The organism is Nocardioides sp. Leaf374 (assembly GCF_916862475.1).
Taxonomy (GTDB): domain Bacteria; phylum Actinomycetota; class Actinomycetes; order Propionibacteriales; family Nocardioidaceae; genus Nocardioides; species Nocardioides kribbensis.
Genome location: NZ_CAKASO010000003.1, coordinates 25,735 through 43,386, shown reverse-complemented (window position 1 = coordinate 43,386; position 17,652 = coordinate 25,735). Strand labels below are relative to the sequence as shown.

Below are 17,652 nucleotides of genomic sequence, written 5' to 3'. Positions count from 1 at the left end.
TCCGGTCCGGGGTGGTCCCACACGTCTAGTCCTCCCCGGTGCGGATGTCCACCCCTCCCACCGCGAGGGGTGAGCGGGCACCGGTGGCCGCGGCGGGCCGGGCCGGCGGGCCGGGTCAGGCCGGCCGGGCGCGGTCCGCCGTACGTCGGATCGCGGCGACGAAGGTCTCGAAGAGGGCGGGGGGCATGTCGTGGCCCATGCCGTCGACCAGCAGCAGCTCCGCGCCGGGCAGGGCGCGGGCGGTGGCGCGGCCGCCGGAGACGTGGACCATCTTGTCGGCCAGGCCGTGCACGACGACCGCGGGCGCCGTCACCGCGCGCAGGCGCGGGGCACGGTCGGGCTGGGTGAGGATGGCGAGCATCTGGCGCATCACGCCGTGGGCGCTGACGCCCCGGTCGAAGGTCTCCTCGGCGCGGGCGCGGCGCTCCTCCTCGGTCTGGGGGTAGGCGGGGGAGCCGATGAGCTGCCACATCTTCTCGCTGGAGCGCACGTAGGCCTCGCGGCCGGCGCCGGCCCGGGCGATCAGCGCCGGCAGGAGGGAGGGGTGCTGCCAGCCGACCGTGCGCTTGCCGGTGGTCGACATGATGCTGGCCACCGACCTGACCCGGGAGGGCTCGGCGATCGCGACGGTCTGCACGATCATGCCGCCCATCGAGACCCCGGCCAGGTGGGCCGACCGCACCCCGAGGTGGTCGAGCAGCGCGACGGCGTCGCCGGCCAGGTCGGTCATGGAGTAGGGAGCGCGCACCTTGGTGCCGGCGAAGGCCCGCACCAGGGCGGTGCGCCCGACCCGCCCGGGCATCCGGCTGGAGCGGCCGGTGTCGCGGTTGTCGTAGCGCACGACGTAGAAGCCCCGGCGCGCGAGCATGCGGCACAGCTCGGCGTCCCACCAGGTCATCGGGCCGCCGAGGCCCATCACGAGCAGCAGCGGCTCGTCGTCGGGGTCGCCGAAGGTCTGGTAGCACAGCTCGAGGTCGGGGCGCACCGGAGCGAGGAGCTCCTCGGAGACGGCCACGTCGTGGGCGTCGTCGGTGCGGTCGTCCTGCTGGGGCGTCCGGGAGGCCATGGCCCCAGTGAACCGCATGGGCCATACCGCCCCCCGAACGGACCCGATGGGGTGAGTGGGGTCACATACCGGCGTTACGTGGGCGTAACGTCGGGGCATGAACGACGCGACCCCCGGTTCGCTGGACCCCCTCGGCTCCTTCCTGCTGCCCGACGGCTTCCGCCGCCCGCCCCTCGTGGCGATGCTGCGGGAGGGCCGCGTGGTCGGGGAGGCCGGTCGCCACGTCGTGCGGTCGGTGGGCGAGCGGCGCGAGCGCCTGGGCCGGCCCTACGCCACGCGGGCGGGGGGCCGCGACGCCGACCCGGTGCTGCTCGTGCCCGGCTTCATGGCCGGCGACGGGTCGCTGCAGTGGATGCGCTCCTCGCTGCGCCACCAGGGCTTCCGCACCTACCGCTCGATGATCCACGTCAACATCGGCTGCACCCTGGCCGCGGCGACCCGCCTCGAGGCGCGCCTGGAGTCGATCGCCATCCGTCGCGAGAGCCGCGTGCAGATCGTCGGGCACAGCCTCGGCGGCATGCTGGCGCGCGGCGTCGCCGTACGCCGCCCCGACCTGGTCTCGGGCATCGTCACCATGGGTAGCCCGATGCTGGCGCCCGGCGCCCACCACCGCGCGCTGAGCGCCGGCGTCGAGACCCTCGTGCGGCTCAGTCGCGCCGGCGTGCCCGGGCTGATGTCGGAGGAGTGCGTGGCCGGGGCCTGTGCGCGGGAGAGCTTCGAGGAGAGCCGCTCGCCGATGCCCGCGGGCGTGGGCTTCACCGCGATCTACTCCCGCCGCGACGGGGTCGTGGACTGGCAGGCCTGCGTCGACCCCGAGGCGCACGCCGTCGAGGTGCGCGCCTCCCACCTCGGCATGGCCGTCGCCCCGCGCGTGGCCGCCGAGGTCGTCGCCGCCCTGCACCGCCACCGCGCCGGTGCCGCCGGCGAGCTGCAGGCGGCCGAGATCGCCTGAGACCTCCGCCGCGGGTGGGCCGCGGGTGGGACGTCATGCGGAGGGTGGAGGCGCATCCACGTCTCGCATGACGTCTGCCGTGGGCCGAGCGGCGTGCGCGGGCCGCGGGTCGGCCGCGGGTGGGACGTCATGCGGAGGGTGGAGGCGCATCCACGTCTCGCATGACGCTCGTAGCCGCAGCCGCGGTGCTCAGCCCCCGAAGTCGATGGAGGAGAAGGCGCTCAGCTTCTGCAGCCGGTGCTCGGCGGTGATGGTGCGCACGGTGCCGCTGCGCGAGCGCATCACCAGCGACTCGGTGGTGGCGCCACCGGCGCGGTAGCGCACGCCGCGCATCAGGTCGCCGTCGGTGATGCCGGTGGCCACGAAGAAGCAGTCGTCGCCGGTGACCAGGTCGTCGGTCGACAGCACGCGGTCGAGGTCGTGGCCGGCGTCGAGGGCGCGCTGGCGCTCGTCGTCGTCGGTGGGCCACAGCCGGCCCTGGATGACGCCGCCCATGCACTTGAGCGCGGTGGCGGCGATGATGCCCTCCGGCGTGCCGCCGATGCCGAGCAGCAGGTCGACGCCGCTGTCGGGTCGGGCCGCGGAGATCGCGCCCGCGACGTCGCCGTCGACGATGAACTGGATCCGCGCGCCGGTGGCGCGGATCTCCTCGGCCAGGTCGGCGTGGCGCGGACGGTCGAGGAGCACCACGGTGACGTCGGAGGGGCTGGCGCCCTTGGCCTTGGCCACGGCGCGGATGTTCTCCGAGACGGGGTTGCGGATGTCGACGACGTCGGCGGCCTCGGGGCCGGCGACCAGCTTCTCCATGTAGAAGACCGCGGAGGGGTCGTACATCGAGCCGCGCGGCGAGACCGCGAGCACGGCCACGGCGTTGCTCATGCCCTTGGCGGTCAGCGTGGTGCCGTCGATGGGGTCGACGGCGACGTCGCACTCCGGGCCGGTGCCGTCGCCCACGGACTCGCCGTTGTAGAGCATGGGGGCGTTGTCCTTCTCGCCCTCGCCGATGACGACGGTGCCGTTCATGCCGATGGTCGAGATCATCACGCGCATCGCGTTGACCGCGACCTCGTCGGCGCCGTTCTTGTCACCCCGCCCCACCCAGCGTCCGGCGGCCATCGCGGCCGCCTCCGTCACGCGCACCAGCTCGAGGGCCAGGTTGCGGTCGGGCGACATCGGGGCGACCCGGAGGGCCTCCGGCTCGGCGGGGTGCGGCGTGGGGCGGGTCATGGGCGCATGCTAGCGGTCCGGGGATAGGTCCTCACCGACGTCTCCTTCACCGTCAGCCAGACCTCGCGGCCCGGGTCGAGCCCGAGCTCGACCGCGGCCTCGGGCGTCACGTCGGCGATCAGCTCCTGCGCGCCATCGGTGCGCGCGAGCAGGCGTACGGCGTCACCGTGCGGCACCACGCTCAGCACCGAGGCGCGCCACCGGTTGCGCGCCGACCCCTCGGGCGCGCGCAGCGAGACCGTGACGGCGCTGGGCGGGAAGGACCGGTTGGTGTCGGCGTCGGCGACGACGTTGAGCCCGACCAGGCGAGCGACGTGGTCGGTGAGCGGGTGGGCCGCCACGTCGCGGGGGGTGCCGGTCTGCGCGACGCGGCCCTCGTCGAGCACCAGCACCTCGTCGGCGAGGGTGAGCGCGTCGAGGGCGTGGTGGGTGACCAGCAGCGCCACCCCCGCGAAGTCGGCGAGGTGGCGGGCCAGTTCGATGCGCAGCGCGGTGGCCACGCCGACGTCGAGGCCGGAGAAGGGCTCGTCGAGCAGCAGCAGCTCGGGCTCGGTCGCCAGGGCCCGGGCGATCGCGACCCGCTGCGCCTGGCCCCCCGAGAGCTGGCGGGGCCGGCGCGCGGCGAGCTCGCCGACCCCGAGCCGGTCCAGCCACTCCTGCGCGTGGGCCCGCGCGGGGGTGCGGGCCCGGCCGCGGGCGCGCAGGCCGAAGGCGACGTTCTCCAGCGCGCTGAGGTGGGGGAAGAGCGACTGGTCCTGGAAGACGAGCCCGACGCGGCGGTGGCGCACGGCCAGCGGCGGGGCGGTCCAGCTGCGCCCGCCGACCTCGACCTCTCCCGCCATCGCGGTCGTGCCGGCGAGGGCGCCGAGCAGGGTGGACTTGCCCGCGCCGTTGGGCCCGATGACCGCGACCACCGACCCTGCGGCGGCGGTGACCTCGGCGTCGAGGCGACCGGGCACCCTGACCCGGGCGTGCAGGCCCGGTCCGGTGGCGCTGCCGGGCCCGCTCAGGGCCTCCTCGGAGCCGGTCACGAGGTCGTCAGCCATCGGTTGCGCAGGCCGGCGAGCACGCCGACGGAGACCAGCAGCAGGATCATGCTCAGCGTGCGGGCCACGGCGGGGTCGGCCTGGAGCTGGGTGTAGATCAGCGACGGCATGGTCTGGGTGGTGCCGGGGAAGTTGCCGGCGAAGGTGATCGTGGCGCCGAACTCGCCCAGCGAGCGGGCCCAGGCCAGCACGGCGCCGGCCACCACGCCCGGCATCGCCAGCGGCAGGGTCACCCGGCGGAAGGCGTGCCAGCGGGTCGCACCCAGGGTGGCCGCGACGACGTCGTACCGCTCGCCGGCCGTGCGCAGCGCGCCCTCCACGCTCAGCACGTAGAAGGGCATGGCCACGAAGGTGTGGGCGATGACCACGGCGGTCGTGGTGAAGGGCACGGTGAGGCCGGTGGTCTCGCGCAGCAGGGAGCCCACGACGCCGTTGCGGCCCAGCGCGGTCACGAGCGCGACGCCGGCCACCACCGGTGGCAGCACGAGCGGCACGGCCACCGCCGCGCGCAGCACCGAGCGGCCGGCGAAGTCGACCCGCGCCAGCAGCCACGCCAGGGGGGTGCCCAGCACGAGGCAGGCGAGCACGGTGACCGCGGAGGTCAGCGCGGTGATCCGCAGCGCCGCGAGCACCGGCGCCGAGCCGAGCTGGTCGAGGAAGTCGCCCCAGGGGGTGTCGAGCACGAGGGTCACGAGGGGCACGACGAGCAGCGCCGCGGCCACCGCGCCGGGCACGACGAGCACCAGCGGCGGTCGGCCGAGGTGGGAGCCGGAGCGCGTGGTCGCCTCCGCGTCGGGGGGTGGGGTCACGGCTGCCCGAAGCCTGCGTCGGCCAGCACCTGCCGGCCGGCCTCGGAGAGCACCAGGTCGACGAACTCCTGGGCGAGCTCCGGGTCGCCGGCCTGGTCGAGCGGGGCGATGGGGTAGTCGGTGACCTGGTCCTCGGCGCCCGGCACCTCGAAGGTCTCGACCTGGTCGCCGGCCGCGACCGCGTCGGTCTCGTAGACGAAGCCGGCGTCGGCCTCGTCGTCGGTCACCTTGGCCAGCACCGCCTTGACGTCGACCTCGAGGCTGGCCGGCTGGGAGGTCACCCCCTCCTCGGCCGCGATGGCCGCCCAGATCGCACCGCACGGGGCGGTGTCGACGCACACGACGTAGGTGGCGTCGCCGTCGGCGACGTCCTCGAAGCCCGACAGGTCGGCCGGGTTGCCGGCCGGCACCGCCATGACCAGGGTGTTGGTGGCGAAGACCTGCGGATCGGCGGCCAGCACGTCGGCGGCGGTGTCCATGGTGCGGGAGTCGGCGGTGGCGAGGACGTCGGCCGGAGCCCCCTCGACGGCCTGCCCGGCGAGGGTGGCGGAGGAGTCGAAGGCCAGCTCCACCTCGACGCCCTCGTGGTCGGCCTCGAACTGCTCGGCCAGGGTCGTGAAGGTCTCGGTGAGCGAGGCGGCGGCCAGCACGGTGATCGTGGTGTCGCCCGCGCCGTCCCCCGCGCCGCCGGTGTCGCCGCTGCCGTCGGCGTCAGTGCCGCAGGCGGCCAGAGGGAGGACGAGCGCGACCGTGGCGGCCGTCGCGGCGAGGCGGCGGCTGGTGCGGGTGCGGCGTGTGGTGCCGCGGCTGGCGGGGCTGGCGGGGCTGGTCATGGCTGGCTCCTGGTCGGGGCTGCGGGGGGCGTGGGAGGGGCGGCGTGGCGGGTCGGGCGCGCGCGGCTCACGTGGGCCGCTCGACGACGACGTTGGTGGACTTCACCGAGGCGATGGCGCGCACGCCGCGCTCGAGACCCAGCTCGTCGGCGGCCTCGGCGCTCATCAGCGACACCAGCCGGTAGGGCCCGCAGACGAGGTCGACCTGCGCCATGACGGTGTCCTTCCTGACGCGGGTGACGATGCCCACGAGGCGGTTGCGCGCGCTCACCGCCGAGGCGCGGGTGCGCTCGCGGTCGGGCTCGTCGACCAGGGTCTCGGCCAGGCCGGCGAGGTCGGCGCCGGCGATGACCGCCGGCCCGTCGGGTCGCGTCGCCGCCACCCGGCCGGAGTCGACCCACCGGCGCAGCGTGTCGTCGCTGACCCCGAGCAGCTCGGCGGCCTCGGCGATCCGGTACGTCGTCACGCATGCATCCTGCCTCATCCGCGGCCGATCTGTCCTCCAAGTGTCCGCGTCAGCGGACGGAACTCGGTTCCGGAGCCGCTTCTGCGGTGACTGACTGCGGCGGCGGGTTTCGCCGGTCGGCTGGTGATACCCGCACCTGTCGGCCCACGCGTCGGCCGACAGGTGCGGGTGCGGGCCGACAGGTGCCGCGATGCGGCGGTCACGAGGGGCCGCGCCAGGTCGGCTCGGGTCGGGTCGGGGTCAGGTCAGGGTGAGGGCGGTGACCGCGGCGAGGAGCACGACCGGGGTGGTGGTCAGCGACCACGCGTGGAAGGTGCGCATCGACGGTGCGGCCGTGCTGTGGCCCAGGCCGCGGCGCCAGAGCAGGTTGGCCAGCGAGCCGGTGTAGGTCAGTCCGGAGCCGATGTTGAGGCCCAGCAGGGCGGCGAGCACGGCGTCGGTGCCGAGGGGGGCCACGAGCGGCACGACCAGCAGCGTCGCGCTGAGGTTGGTCACGAGGTTGGCCAGCACCGTGGCGACGAGCGCGACGACCAGCAGGTCGGTCCACGACGGCGCGCCGGAGGGGTCGGGCAGCAGGCGTCCCACCGCGTCGCCGAGCGGGCCGGTGGTCAGGGTCGCCACGACGACCCCGAGGCCGAGCACGAAGAGCGCGAACGACGGGTGGGTGGCGCGTCCGGCCTCGGGCCACGTCAGCAGCCCGCGGCGGGCGGCCCAGCCCACCAGCACCACCGCGGCCACCGCGGCGACCCAGCCCGGCTCGACGCCCAGCGGGGAGCCGACCGCGAAGCCCGCGAGCATGAGCGCCACGACGACCAGCGGCACGCGCTCCCAGGGCGGCGCGAGCGCGGCCGCGCCGCCGTCCTCGTCCGCACCGGCCTCGCCGACCGCACCCGCCCCGGCCTCGCCGAGCGCGCCCGCCCCGGGCCTGCCGGCCGTGGCCGGGCTCAGCTCGCGGCGGAACAGCACGCGCAGCGCGACCCACTCCACGACCAGCACCACGACGAGCACGGGGGCCATCGCGAGGGCGAAGCCGGCGAAGGTGAGGTCGAGGTCGCGCATCGCCAGCAGGTTGGTGAGGTTGGAGACCGGCAGCAGCAGCGAGGCCGAGTTGGCCATGCGCAGGCAGGCCCAGGCCACCGGCCGCGAGGACCAGCCGGCGCCTTGGGCGGCGGCCACCACGACGGGGGTGACGAGCACGACGGTGGCGTCGAGGCTGAGCACGCAGGTGACGGCCGCGGCGAGCACGAAGGCGCCGAGCAGCAGGCGGCGCGGGTCGCCGCGGTCGGTGCGGCGTACGACGGCGGCAGCGGCGGTGAAGAGTCCCGCGCGGGAGCACACCTCGGCCACGACGAGCACGGCCGCGAGGAACACCACCACCGGGGTCAGGTGGCCCAGCGTGCTGCCCACCGCGTCGAGCCCGAGCCGACCCGTGGCCAGCGCGGCCAGCCCGGCGACGACCGCCACGGCGGCCTCGACGAGCGGGCGGGGGTGGGCGTAGGCGGTGACCAGCAGCGCGAGGAGCGCGACCACGGCCACGACGTCGGCGAGGCTCCCGGCGAGGGCCTCCTGGATCTGCACCCGGCGAGCATGGCAGCCCACGGGGCGCCGTCGTACCGGCGGTCTGCCAGCATGGACACGTGAGCGAGACCCCCGGCACCCCGTCGCAGCCCGCGCCCGAGGGCCAGGCACCCGGACAGACCCCCGGCCAGGGCGCCGGTCAGCCCCAGGGCAAGCCGGGTCGCTACCAGCGCACCACCGGCGGTCTCATCGGCTCGATGATCGTGCTGGTCGCGGCGGTGATCGGCATCGTGCTCTTCCGCGGCGCCTTCCGCGACACCCCGGAGTTCGAGCCGACCAGCGTCGACTACCTCAGCGAGGTCGTGCGCCCGGTGCAGGGCGCCGGCAGCGAGATCGTCTACCCCGCCGCGGTGCCCGAGGGCTGGATGGTCAACGACGTCACCTACACCCCCGGCGAGCAGCCGGTCTTCGAGCTCGCGCTGCTGACCCCCGAGGAGAGCTTCGCCGGTCTGCACGAGGAGGCCGAGGACGTCGACGACCTCGTCGAGGAGCTGGTCGACCCCGAGGCGGTCGAGGGCGAGGCGCTGGCCACCCCCGACTCCGACGTCGCCACGAGCTGGCAGACCTTCACCGACGAGGGCGGCGACACGGCCTACGTCGCGACCACCGGCAGCGGCGACGACGAGCGCACCGTGGTCGTCTACGGCTCGGCGACGCCCGAGGAGCTGCAGGAGCTGCTGGGCGAGCTCACCGTGGAGACCCTGCCCGAGCGCGGCTCGGGCGCCTGACGTGGTCTGCCGGGGCACCGGCCCCCGAGGTCGCGCCTCAGTCCTCGGAGCCCTCGCGGTCGGCGGCCACCACGGCGTCGAGTCGCTGGCGCGCGCCGTCGAGCCAGTCCTGGCAGACCCGGGCCAGGTGCTCGCCGCGCTCCCACAGGGCGAGTGACTCCTCCAGGGTCGTGCCGCCCGCCTCGAGGCGGCGCACGACCTCCACGAGCTCCTCGCGGGCGGCCTCGTAGGACGGGGTCTGCGGCTGCTCAGGCATCGGTGGGCTCCTCGAGGCGGGTGGTGCGGGTGGTGGTGGCGTGGATGCGGCCGTCGGCGACGCGCACGGAGACCTCGACGCCCGCGGCCCCGGTGACCCCGGCGCCTCCGGCGGCCAGGTCGTCGACGGAGGTGACGACGCGGCCCTCGGCGTCCTGCAGGACGGCGTAGCCGCGGCGCAGGGTCTCCAGCGGGGAGAGGGCGCGGGCGCGGGCGCGCTGGTGGCCCACGTCGTCGGCGGCGCGGTCGAGGCGGTGGCCCAGCGTGCGGCGGGCCCGCTCGAGCAGGGCGTCGAGCTCGGCGGAGCGGGCGTCGAGCAGGGTGCGGGGGTCGGCCAGCGCCGGGCGCGAGCGCAGCGCGGCGAGCCCCTCGGCCTCCCGGCGCAGCCAGGCGTCGAGGGTGGAGCGCACCCGGTCGCGGGCCCAGGCCACGCCGCGGGCCTCCTCGGCCACGTCGGGCACGATCAGCTTGGCGGCGTCGGTGGGCGTGGAGGCGCGCACGTCGGCGACCAGGTCGAGCAGCGGGGAGTCGGGCTCGTGGCCGATCGCGGAGACCACGGGGGTGCGCATCGCGTGCACCGCGCGCAGCAGGGCCTCGTCGGAGAAGGGCAGCAGGTCCTCGACCGCGCCGCCGCCACGCGCGACGACGACCACGTCGACGTCGGCGTGGCGCTCGAGGCGGCCCAGCGCCTCGATCACCTCGCTGGCGCACCGGGGACCCTGCATCGCGGCGTAGGCCGTCTCGAACTCCACCGCCGGCCAGCGGCGACGCGCGTTGTCGACCACGTCTCGCTCGGCGGCCGAGCCGGGCGCCGTGACGAGGCCCACGCGGGTGGGCAGGAAGGGCGCGGGGCGCTTGAGCTCGGCGGCGAAGAGGCCCTCGGCGGCCAGCAGCTGGCGGCGCCGCTCGAGGCGCGCCAGCAGCTCGCCCAGGCCGACCATGCGGATCTCGCGGGCGTAGAGCGAGATCGTGCCGCGGTTGGCGTAGTAGGACGGCTTGGCGTGCACGACGACGCTCGCGCCCTCGACCAGGGGAGGGTTGAGCCCGTCGAAGAGGGTGCGCGAGCAGGTCACGGTCACCGACAGGTCGGCCACGGCGTCGCGCAGGGTCATGAAGACGGTCTGGACGCCGGGGCGACGGTTGACCTGGGCGATCTGGCCCTCGACCCAGATCGCGCCCAGCCGGTCGATCCAGCCGGCGATGGCGTTGGCGACCTGGCGCACCGGGGCCGGCGACTGCGCGGAGGTCTCCATGGCCATGCGAGGACCCTAGGCGACGGTGGGGACACCACGACGGACAGCACGGGGCGCAGCACGGGGGACAGCACGGGACAGGGCCCGGGGTACGGCGCCGACCCCTCCCGGCGGCCCGCCGGGAGGCTCCCCGCGGCCCGCCTAGGATGGGGCCATGAGCACCGACATGGGGATGCCCCCGATCCTGTCGCCCGACGAGGCCGAGAAGGCCGTCCTGCTGGCGGCGCCGCGGGGCTACTGCGCGGGCGTCGACCGGGCGGTCGTCACCGTGGAGCAGGCGCTCGACCTCTACGGCGCCCCGGTCTACGTGCGCAAGCAGATCGTGCACAACAAGCACGTCGTGGCCGACCTCGAGGCGCGGGGCGCGATCTTCGTCGAGGAGCTGGTCGAGGTGCCCGAGGGCGCCACGGTCGTCTTCTCCGCCCACGGCGTCTCGCCCGAGGTGCACCGCCAGGCCGAGGAGCGCACCCTCAAGACCATCGACGCCACCTGCCCGCTGGTCACCAAGGTCCACCACGAGGCCAAGCGCTTCGCCGCCGACGACTACGACATCCTCCTCATCGGCCACGCCGGCCACGAGGAGGTCGAGGGCACCGCGGGCGAGGCCCCCGAGCACATCCAGCTCGTCGAGAGCCCCGCCGACGTCGCCGGCATCGTCGTGCGCGACCCCTCCCGCGTGGCCTGGCTCTCCCAGACCACGCTCTCGGTCGACGAGACCCTCGAGACGGTCGCCGCGATCCGCGAGCGCTTCCCCGAGCTGCTCGACCCGCCGAGCGACGACATCTGCTACGCCACCCAGAACCGTCAGCTCGCGGTCAAGGAGATCGCCCACGGCTGCGACCTGCTGATCGTGGTGGGCTCCGGCAACTCCTCCAACTCCGTGCGCCTGGTCGAGGTGGCCCTCGAGGCCGGCGCCAAGGCCTCCTACCGCGTCGACGACGCCTCCGAGATCGACGAGGCCTGGCTCGACGGCGTGCGCACCGTCAGCGTCACCTCCGGCGCGAGCGTGCCCGAGAGCCTCGTGCAGGGAGTCCTCGCCTACCTCGCCGAGCGCGGCTACCCCGACGCCAAGGCCGTCCACAGCGCTGAGGAGTCGCTCATCTTCTCCCTGCCCAAGGAGCTGCGCCGCGACATGAAGGCCGCGGCCCGCGCGCAGTAGCCCCTCGGACGGGACCCCGGACGGCGCGGGAGGGTGCTCGGGTGAGGCTGCACGACGACGAGCTCGCGGTCGACGAGCCCCTGGTGCGCCGGCTGCTCGCGACCCAGCACCCGCACCTCGCCGACCTGCCGCTGCGGGCGCTCGGCGGCGGCGGGCAGGCGGCGGGCTCCTCCAACCGGCTGTTCCGCCTCGGTGACGACCTGCTGGTGCGCCTGCCCCGCCAGCCCGGCGGGTCGCGCGCGCTGGAGACCGAGCGGCGCTGGGGGCCGCTGGTCGCGGCAGCGCTGCCGCCCGGGGTCGTCGTGCCCGAGGTGGTGGCGAGCGGGCGGCCCGGGGAGGGCTACCCCGAGGCCTGGTCGGTGACGCGGTGGATCGAGGGCACCCCGTCGGCGGTGCCGGCGCTCGCGGCGTACGCCGGGTCGTCGGGGCCGCTGGCGCGCGACCTGGCCGCGGTCCTGCGGGGGCTGCGGGACGCCCCGGTGCCGGCGCAGGCCGTGGCCGACCCGGCGCTGCGGGGCTACCGCGGCGGCCGGCTGGGCGACCTCGACGACGACCTGCGCGAGACGGCGGCCGTGTGCGCCGCCCTGCCCGGGTGGTCCGACCTCGGCCTCGACCTCGACCGCGTGCTCCTCGTCTGGGAGAGCGCGCTGGTGGCGGAGGCGGCGCTCGATGCCGCCGGGCCGGTCGCGGAGGGCTGGCTGCACGGTGACCTGCTGGCCGAGAACCTGCTCGTGCGCGAGGGCCGCCTCGCCGCCGTGCTCGACCTCGGCGGGCTCGGGGTCGGCCGGCGGGCCGTGGACCTGGTCGTGGCGTGGGAGGTGCTCGACGCCCCCGGTCGCGCCCTGCTGCGCGAGCTGCTCGACGTCGACGAGGCGACGTGGCGGGTCGGCCAGGGCTGGGCGCTGCTGCTGGCGCTCATCACCTTCCCCTACTACGGGCGCACGATGCCCGCCCGCTGCGCCGCTCGCCGGGCGATGGCCGCCGCGGTGCTGGACGCGGTGGTCGACGTGGTGGTCGACGTGGGGCCGGACGTGGGGCCGGACGTGGGGCCGGACGTGGGGCCGGTCGTGGGGCCGGTCGTGGGGCCCGGCTGAGTCAGGCGCGGGTGCGGCGGCGGGGCCAGACGACGAAGCGGTAGGCGCAGAAGTTGAGCACGATGACGACGCAGATCGCGCCGAGCTTGGCCAGCAGCACCGCGTCGTCGCCGAGCACCGCGAGCAGGGCGTAGATGACCAGCGGCTGCACGAGGAAGAGCACGGTGCCGGTGCTCGCCACGAAGCGCACGGCGTCGCCGAGCCGCAGCCGCTCGGCGCGGAAGGTCAGCAGGCCGTTGACCACGAAGCTGAAGGTCATGCCCGCGGCGGTCGAGACCACGTTGGCCAGCACGATGCCCAGGGCGTCGTGGAGCAGCCAGAAGAGTCCGACGTCGATGCCGGTGTTGACCGCGCCGACCGCCACGAAGCGCACCAGCGTGCTCTCGTGCAGCGTGCGCAGACGCTCGCGTCGCGACGGCGCGCTCGGGGTGGCGCTCGGGGTGGCGCTCGGGGGCCCGCTCGCGGGATCGCGCGGCGGCACGGGCTGCGGGGCCGGGTGAGAGGAGGTCAGGACACGCTCCCGTGCTGGGTACGGAGGTCGGGCTGGGTCTGCGGCAGCGAGCGTACGCCGGAGTGCTCGCCGCGGGCGGTGAGGGCCAACGAGTAGAGCGGGCGACCCTGCACCTGGGTGTAGGTGCGCCCGACGTAGCTGCCGATGACGCCCATCATCACCAGCTGCAGCCCGGCGAGCAGGAACATCCCCACCCCGAGGAAGGCCCAGCCGGGCACCGAGTCCTCGGGGCGCAGCAGCCGCACCGAGGCGACGTAGGCCGCCATGACGACGCTGAGCGCCGAGAGCGCGAAGCCGAGCCGCGTGATCATGCGCAGCGGGGCGGTGGAGAAGCCGAGGATGCCGTTGGCGGCGAAGGCCAGCATGCGCCCCAGCGGGTAGCCGCTGGTGCCGGCGTGGCGCTCGTCGCGGTCGAAGAGCAGCGCCTCCTGGCGGAAGCCGACGTGGGCGACGATGCCGCGCAGGAAGCGGTCCTGCTCGCGGTAGCGGGCCACCTCGGCCACGACGCGGCGGTCCATGAGCCGGAAGTCGCCGACGTCGCGGGGGATGTCGACCGAGGCCAGCCGGTCGAGCACGCGGTAGAACGCCCAGGCCGTGGTGCGCTTGAAGAGGGTGTCGCGCCGCGAGCGGCGCTGGGCGTAGACGACGTCGGCCCCGTCCTCCCACAGCCCGACCATCTCCAGGCTGACCCGGGGCGGGTCCTGGAGGTCGGTGTCCATGACGATGACCGCGTCGGCGTCACCGGCGGCGTCGAGGCCCGCGGTGACCGCGATCTGGTGTCCGCAGTTGCGGGCGAGGTCGAGCACGCCGACGCGCGGGTCGTGGCGGCGCAGCACGAGCAGCCGGGCCAGCGACTCGTCGCGGCTGCCGTCGTTGACGTAGAGGAACTCCCAGTCGAGGTCGTCGCGGACGGCGGTCGCCTCGGTGAGAGCGGCGTGGAAGGGCGCGACGTTGTCGGCCTCGTCGTAGACCGGCAGCACGTAGGTCACCTTCGGACGCGGGGTGTCGGGGGTGCGGACGGGCAGGGCGCGGGGGCTGGTGCGGGCGGGCATGGCCGGGTCCCTTCGCAGGCGGGTCGGGGCTGGGGGTGGTCTGGTCCCAGTCAGCCCGGGTCACCTCTGCGTGGGCTGTGAGCCGCCCCCGGACCCGCCGTGAGTGGTGCGCGGATGCTGTGGGCCGGGGCGGCGTAGTCTCGAGCGGTGGCGAGGTACGTGGACATGCACCCGGACAACCCCCAGCCCCGGCTCCTGGCCCAGGTGGTGGAGGCGCTGCGCGACGACGCGCTGATCGCCTACCCGACCGACTCCGGCTACGCGCTGGGGGCCCAGCTGGGCAACCGCGAGGGGCGCGACCGGATCCTGCGGATCCGCGGCCTCGACGAGCGGCACCACTTCACGCTGGTGTGCCGCGACTTCTCCCAGCTGGGCCAGATGGTGCACGTCGACAACTCGGCCTTCCGCGCCATCCGCGCAGCGACGCCGGGGCCCTACACCTTCATCCTGCCGGGCACCCCCGAGGTGCCGCGACGGCTGCTGCACCCCAAGAAGAAGACCGTCGGCGTGCGCATCCCCGACCACGTGCTGGTGCAGGCGCTGCTCGCCGAGCTCGGGGAGCCGCTGCTGAGCAGCTCGCTGATCCTGCCCGGGGAGTCCGAGCCCCGCACGAGCGGCTGGGACGTCAAGGAGGAGCTCGACCACCAGGTCGACCTGGTCATCGAGGCGGGGGAGACCCCGGCGGAGTCGACCACGGTGGTGGACTGGTCCGAGGGGGCTCCCGAGGTCACCCGGCGGGGTGCCGGGGACCCGGACCGCTTCGCCTGAGGTCGCCGCGGCCGCCCGGACCGCCCGCGCGCTGTTCCAGCCACGCGGTGGCCCAGCCGGGGAGGGGTGCGCCGGTGCGGCGTACCTGGTTGCGCGCGGCGAGGGCCAGCAGGCACAGGGCGTAGCCCACGACGAGGGCGAGGCTGTGGTCGGCCAGCCCGGTGACGACGACCTGCACCACGCCGTCGCCGGGGTCGGCCAGCGCGCCGGGACGGGTGGCGCCGAGCATCGCGAAGACGCCGACCATGAGCAGGGGCGGCAGGACGCCGACGCTGAAGAAGTCGCGGGGGCGCACCAGCAGGGCCAGCGCGAGGGCGAGCGCGACGAAGGCGAGGTCGAAGAGCCAGCCGATCACGGCCGCGCCGACCAGCAGCTCGACGGCGGAGGCGGTGAGCAGCACGGCCACGCCGAGCGCGACCATCTCGTGCGCGGGAGCGCGGCCTTCCTCCCACAGGGTGTGCGACGTCATCGCCTGATCACCTCACTGCCTCGGTGACGGGCCGGGAGCGACCGGTCACCACGCCACGCTAGGGCGCCCGTCGGGCTCCTCGGGGGCGGCGCGCCGGTCGACGGCGCGCAGCTCCACGGTGCGCGGCGTCGGCAGCGGGTCGTCGGTGACGCCCAGGTCGGCGAAGCGGCGGGTGGTGACGAGCACGCGCGACTCCAGCGAGCCGACCGCGGAGTTGTAGTGGCCGACCGCGGCGTTGAGGGAGCGGCCGACGTGGTCGAGGTGGCCGCCCAGCGTGGCGACCCGGGAGTGCAGGTCGCGCCCGAGGCGGTGGATCTCGGCGGCCCGCTCGGCGAGCACCTCGTGGCTCCAGCCGTGGGCCACGGTGCGCAGCAGCGCGATGAGGGTGGTCGGGGTGGCCAGCACGACCTGCCGCTCGGCGGCGTGCTCGATGAGCCCGGGGTCGGCCTCGAGCGCGGCGGCCAGGAACGACTCGGCCGGCACGAAGAGCACCACGAACTCCGGGGTCTCGGGCAGCGAGCGCCAGTAGGCCTTCGACGACAGCAGCGCCACGTGGGCCCGCAGCTGGCGGGCGTGGCGCTGGAGGTGGGCGGCGTGCTCGGTCTGGTCGTCGGTGGAGGTGGCGTCGAGGTAGGCGTCGAGCGGGACCTTCGCGTCGATGACGACGTGGCGCTCGCCCACCAGGTGCACCACCAGGTCGGGGCGCCGGGCGCCGTCGTCGAGGCGGTGCTGCTCGCTGAAGTCGCACCGGTCGACCAGGCCGGCGAGCTCGACGGCGCGGCGCAGGTGCAGCTCGCCCCAGCGCCCGCGCACCTGCGGCTTGCGCAGCGCCGTGGACAGCGACTGGGTCTCGCGGCGCAGCACGTCGGTGGAGTGGCGCACGTCGGCCACCTGCTCGCGCAGCTGGCCCTGCCACGTCGCGCGCTGGTGCTCCAGGTCGACCAGCTGGTCGCTGAGCCGGTCGAGCCCCCGCATCACCTCGGCCTGCTCCACCAGCCCCTGGCCCAGCGCGCCCACGTGCTCGGGCCGCGACCGGGCCCACAGCACCCCCAGGGCCACCCCGAGGCCCAGCCCCAGCACCAGCCCCGCCCCGAGCACCCCCAGCACCGCCGTGATCTCCATGCCCGCAGCATGCGGCACGCCACCGACAGTGGGGTGGGGGCGGGCTGGGGTGGTCGCGGGCGGTCGCGGGTTTCACCGGCCGACTGGCGAAACCCGCACCTGTCGGCCGACGCGTGGGCCGACAGGTGCGGGTCCGGGCCGACCGGTGGGGCTGAGGTGACGGGTGGGGCTCGGCGCTCGGCGTCCCCCGGGGGGCGCGGTGGGGTGCGGGACGTGGCGGCGTACGACAGCTCGGCCGGGCCCGGGGGCGTCGTCTGCCGCCACTTCCGGCGGGAGCCTCCGGTACGGCGACCACCGCGGCGCGTCACGCGGCGGGGCGGTCGCGGGTTTCACCAGCCGGCTGGTGAAACCCGCACCGGTCGGCCGACGCACGGGCCGACAGGTGAGGGTCCGGGCCGACCGGTGTGACAGGAGGGGCTCAAGGGGCGGCTCGCGGGCGGGGCCGGCCGGGGCGGGTGGGGCTCAGTCGGCGAGGTCGACGACGACGGGGGCGTGGTCGGAGGCGCCGGTGCCGGCGCGCTCGTCGCGGTCGATGAAGGCGCCGGTGGTGCGGGCGGCCAGGCCGGGGGATCCGAGCACGAAGTCGATCTTCAGGCCGCGGTCGCGCTCGAAGCGCTGGCGGTAGTAGTCCCAGTAGGTGTAGCCGGGGGCGTGCTCGCGGGTGACCTCGGCGTAGCCGTCGTCGAGGAAGCCCTGGAAGGCCGCGCGCTCGGGCGGGGTGACGTGGGTGGAGCGGCGGAACTGCTCGATGTCGAAGACGTCGGAGTCGAGCGGCGCGATGTTCCAGTCGCCGACCAGCGCGGTGTCCTCGCCCAGCCAGGAGCGGGAGGCCTCGCGCAGCCGCGCCAGCCAGTCGAGCTTGTAGACGTAGTGCGGGTCGTCGGGCTTGCGGCCGTTGGGCACGTAGAGCGACCACACCCGCACCCCGCCGCAGACGGCGCCGATCGCGCGGGCCTCGGGCGCCACGGGATCGCCGTAGCCCGGCATGCCCTCGAAGCCGACCTGCACGTCCTCGAGACCGACGCGGCTGAGCAGGGCCACGCCGTTCCACTGGCTGTAGCCGACCGATGCCACCTCGTAGCCCAGCGACTGCAGCCCCAGGAGCGGCAGCTGCTCCTCGCGGGCCTTGGTCTCCTGCAGGGCCAGCACGTCGACGTCGTGGCGCTGCACGAAGGCCTCGACGCGCTCGATGCGGGAGCGGAGGGAGTTGACGTTCCAGGTCGCGAGGCGCACCCCGACAACCTAGGCGCCGCCACCGACGCCG

Annotated in this window: 19 protein-coding genes; 5 read left to right on the top strand and 14 right to left on the bottom strand. The window is 75.4% G+C overall.

Annotated elements, in window-relative coordinates; all coding sequences use genetic code 11:
* Positions 1 to 115: 115 nt before the first annotated feature.
* Entirely contained in the window at positions 116 to 1,066 is a 951-nt protein-coding gene (locus LPA27_RS02175; protein ID WP_228941346.1) for an alpha/beta fold hydrolase, read from the bottom strand.
* Positions 1,067 to 1,163: 97 nt separating this feature from the next.
* On the opposite strand from LPA27_RS02175, the gene LPA27_RS02170 reads away from it, so the two are divergent.
* Positions 1,164 to 2,018, top strand: a complete 855-nt coding sequence (locus LPA27_RS02170; RefSeq protein WP_228941345.1) for an alpha/beta hydrolase — start codon at positions 1,164 to 1,166, stop codon at positions 2,016 to 2,018.
* 189 nt (positions 2,019 to 2,207) lie between these two features.
* On the opposite strand, the gene glpX is transcribed toward LPA27_RS02170, so the two are convergent.
* The 6 genes from glpX to LPA27_RS02140 all read right to left on the bottom strand — a co-directional run bounded on the left by glpX (position 2,208) and on the right by LPA27_RS02140 (position 7,977).
* Positions 2,208 to 3,245 carry a class II fructose-bisphosphatase gene (glpX, locus tag LPA27_RS02165; protein WP_056904721.1) on the bottom strand — a complete coding sequence of 346 codons (1,038 nt, stop codon included), beginning with the start codon at positions 3,243 to 3,245 and terminating at the stop codon, positions 2,208 to 2,210.
* Positions 3,242 to 4,291: an ABC transporter ATP-binding protein gene (locus LPA27_RS02160; RefSeq protein ID WP_228941344.1), complete on the bottom strand. Its 1,050-nt coding sequence runs from the start codon at positions 4,289 to 4,291 to the stop codon at positions 3,242 to 3,244. Before LPA27_RS02160 ends, glpX begins: the two co-directional genes overlap by 4 nt.
* Positions 4,273 to 5,100: an ABC transporter permease gene (locus LPA27_RS02155; protein WP_228941343.1), complete on the bottom strand. Its 828-nt coding sequence runs from the start codon at positions 5,098 to 5,100 to the stop codon at positions 4,273 to 4,275. The genes LPA27_RS02160 and LPA27_RS02155 overlap by 19 nt, the downstream gene beginning before the upstream one ends.
* Positions 5,097 to 5,933, bottom strand: a complete 837-nt coding sequence (gene modA, locus LPA27_RS02150; protein WP_228941342.1) for a molybdate ABC transporter substrate-binding protein — start codon at positions 5,931 to 5,933, stop codon at positions 5,097 to 5,099. The genes LPA27_RS02155 and modA overlap by 4 nt, the downstream gene beginning before the upstream one ends.
* A gap of 67 nt (positions 5,934 to 6,000) precedes the next feature.
* A complete protein-coding gene (locus LPA27_RS02145; RefSeq protein WP_416383222.1) occupies positions 6,001 to 6,417 on the bottom strand; it encodes a TOBE domain-containing protein in 417 nt (138 codons plus the stop codon).
* Between the two features lie 222 nt (positions 6,418 to 6,639).
* Positions 6,640 to 7,977, bottom strand: coding sequence for an SLC13 family permease (locus LPA27_RS02140; protein ID WP_228941340.1), 1,338 nt, complete (start codon positions 7,975 to 7,977; stop codon positions 6,640 to 6,642).
* A gap of 59 nt (positions 7,978 to 8,036) precedes the next feature.
* Here LPA27_RS02140 and LPA27_RS02135 point away from each other — a divergent pair, with 59 nt between their 5' ends.
* Positions 8,037 to 8,705 carry a DUF4245 family protein gene (locus tag LPA27_RS02135; RefSeq protein ID WP_228941339.1) on the top strand — a complete coding sequence of 223 codons (669 nt, stop codon included), beginning with the start codon at positions 8,037 to 8,039 and terminating at the stop codon, positions 8,703 to 8,705.
* Positions 8,706 to 8,742: 37 nt separating this feature from the next.
* Here the strand turns inward: LPA27_RS02135 and LPA27_RS02130 are convergent, their stop codons facing one another.
* Positions 8,743 to 8,961, bottom strand: coding sequence for an exodeoxyribonuclease VII small subunit (locus LPA27_RS02130; RefSeq protein ID WP_056862222.1), 219 nt, complete (start codon positions 8,959 to 8,961; stop codon positions 8,743 to 8,745).
* Entirely contained in the window at positions 8,954 to 10,219 is a 1,266-nt protein-coding gene (gene xseA / locus LPA27_RS02125; RefSeq protein ID WP_228941338.1) for an exodeoxyribonuclease VII large subunit, read from the bottom strand. The genes LPA27_RS02130 and xseA overlap by 8 nt, the downstream gene beginning before the upstream one ends.
* A gap of 148 nt (positions 10,220 to 10,367) precedes the next feature.
* Here xseA and LPA27_RS02120 point away from each other — a divergent pair, with 148 nt between their 5' ends.
* Both LPA27_RS02120 and LPA27_RS02115 read left to right on the top strand, forming a co-directional pair.
* Positions 10,368 to 11,372 carry a 4-hydroxy-3-methylbut-2-enyl diphosphate reductase gene (locus tag LPA27_RS02120; RefSeq protein ID WP_056904715.1) on the top strand — a complete coding sequence of 335 codons (1,005 nt, stop codon included), beginning with the start codon at positions 10,368 to 10,370 and terminating at the stop codon, positions 11,370 to 11,372.
* 41 nt (positions 11,373 to 11,413) lie between these two features.
* Entirely contained in the window at positions 11,414 to 12,466 is a 1,053-nt protein-coding gene (locus LPA27_RS02115; protein WP_228941337.1) for a phosphotransferase, read from the top strand.
* 1 nt (position 12,467) lies between these two features.
* On the opposite strand, the gene LPA27_RS02110 is transcribed toward LPA27_RS02115, so the two are convergent.
* Positions 12,468 to 12,947 (bottom strand): GtrA family protein, encoded by a 480-nt coding sequence (locus tag LPA27_RS02110; RefSeq protein WP_228941336.1) that lies wholly within the window; start codon positions 12,945 to 12,947, stop codon positions 12,468 to 12,470.
* Positions 12,948 to 12,973: 26 nt separating this feature from the next.
* A complete protein-coding gene (locus LPA27_RS02105; protein WP_228941335.1) occupies positions 12,974 to 14,029 on the bottom strand; it encodes a glycosyltransferase family 2 protein in 1,056 nt (351 codons plus the stop codon).
* A gap of 147 nt (positions 14,030 to 14,176) precedes the next feature.
* Between LPA27_RS02105 and LPA27_RS02100 the strand changes: the two genes are divergently transcribed.
* Positions 14,177 to 14,797, top strand: coding sequence for an L-threonylcarbamoyladenylate synthase (locus LPA27_RS02100; RefSeq protein ID WP_228941334.1), 621 nt, complete (start codon positions 14,177 to 14,179; stop codon positions 14,795 to 14,797).
* Here the strand turns inward: LPA27_RS02100 and LPA27_RS02095 are convergent.
* The 3 genes from LPA27_RS02095 to LPA27_RS02085 all read right to left on the bottom strand — a co-directional run bounded on the left by LPA27_RS02095 (position 14,757) and on the right by LPA27_RS02085 (position 17,621).
* Positions 14,757 to 15,266 carry a DUF6542 domain-containing protein gene (locus LPA27_RS02095; protein WP_228941333.1) on the bottom strand — a complete coding sequence of 170 codons (510 nt, stop codon included), beginning with the start codon at positions 15,264 to 15,266 and terminating at the stop codon, positions 14,757 to 14,759. The genes LPA27_RS02100 and LPA27_RS02095 overlap by 41 nt on opposite strands.
* Positions 15,267 to 15,311: 45 nt before the next feature.
* Complete coding sequence (locus tag LPA27_RS02090) at positions 15,312 to 16,388, bottom strand: DNA recombination protein RmuC (RefSeq protein ID WP_228941332.1); 1,077 nt, start codon at positions 16,386 to 16,388, stop codon at positions 15,312 to 15,314.
* A gap of 462 nt (positions 16,389 to 16,850) precedes the next feature.
* On the bottom strand, positions 16,851 to 17,621 hold the full coding sequence (locus LPA27_RS02085; RefSeq protein ID WP_228941331.1) for an exodeoxyribonuclease III: 771 nt from the start codon (positions 17,619 to 17,621) through the stop codon (positions 16,851 to 16,853).
* Between the last annotated feature and the right edge of the window lie 31 nt (positions 17,622 to 17,652).

Excerpts from the sequence above, each read along its gene's own strand:
- xseA (WP_228941338.1), bottom strand. The coding sequence starts at position 10,219 with ATGGCCATGGAGACCTCCGCGCAGTCGCCGGCCCCGGTGCGCCAGGTC.
- LPA27_RS02105 (WP_228941335.1), bottom strand. The coding sequence starts at position 14,029 with ATGCCCGCCCGCACCAGCCCCCGCGCCCTGCCCGTCCGCACCCCCGAC.
- glpX (WP_056904721.1), bottom strand. The coding sequence starts at position 3,245 with ATGACCCGCCCCACGCCGCACCCCGCCGAGCCGGAGGCCCTCCGGGTC.
- LPA27_RS02120 (WP_056904715.1), top strand. The coding sequence starts at position 10,368 with ATGAGCACCGACATGGGGATGCCCCCGATCCTGTCGCCCGACGAGGCC.
- LPA27_RS02130 (WP_056862222.1), bottom strand. The coding sequence starts at position 8,961 with ATGCCTGAGCAGCCGCAGACCCCGTCCTACGAGGCCGCCCGCGAGGAG.
- LPA27_RS02145 (WP_416383222.1), bottom strand. The coding sequence starts at position 6,417 with ATGAGGCAGGATGCATGCGTGACGACGTACCGGATCGCCGAGGCCGCC.
- LPA27_RS02160 (WP_228941344.1), bottom strand. The coding sequence starts at position 4,291 with ATGGCTGACGACCTCGTGACCGGCTCCGAGGAGGCCCTGAGCGGGCCC.
- LPA27_RS02170 (WP_228941345.1), top strand. The coding sequence starts at position 1,164 with ATGAACGACGCGACCCCCGGTTCGCTGGACCCCCTCGGCTCCTTCCTG.
- modA (WP_228941342.1), bottom strand. The coding sequence starts at position 5,933 with ATGACCAGCCCCGCCAGCCCCGCCAGCCGCGGCACCACACGCCGCACC.
- LPA27_RS02095 (WP_228941333.1), bottom strand. The coding sequence starts at position 15,266 with ATGACGTCGCACACCCTGTGGGAGGAAGGCCGCGCTCCCGCGCACGAG.
- LPA27_RS02090 (WP_228941332.1), bottom strand. The coding sequence starts at position 16,388 with ATGGAGATCACGGCGGTGCTGGGGGTGCTCGGGGCGGGGCTGGTGCTG.
- LPA27_RS02175 (WP_228941346.1), bottom strand. The coding sequence starts at position 1,066 with ATGGCCTCCCGGACGCCCCAGCAGGACGACCGCACCGACGACGCCCAC.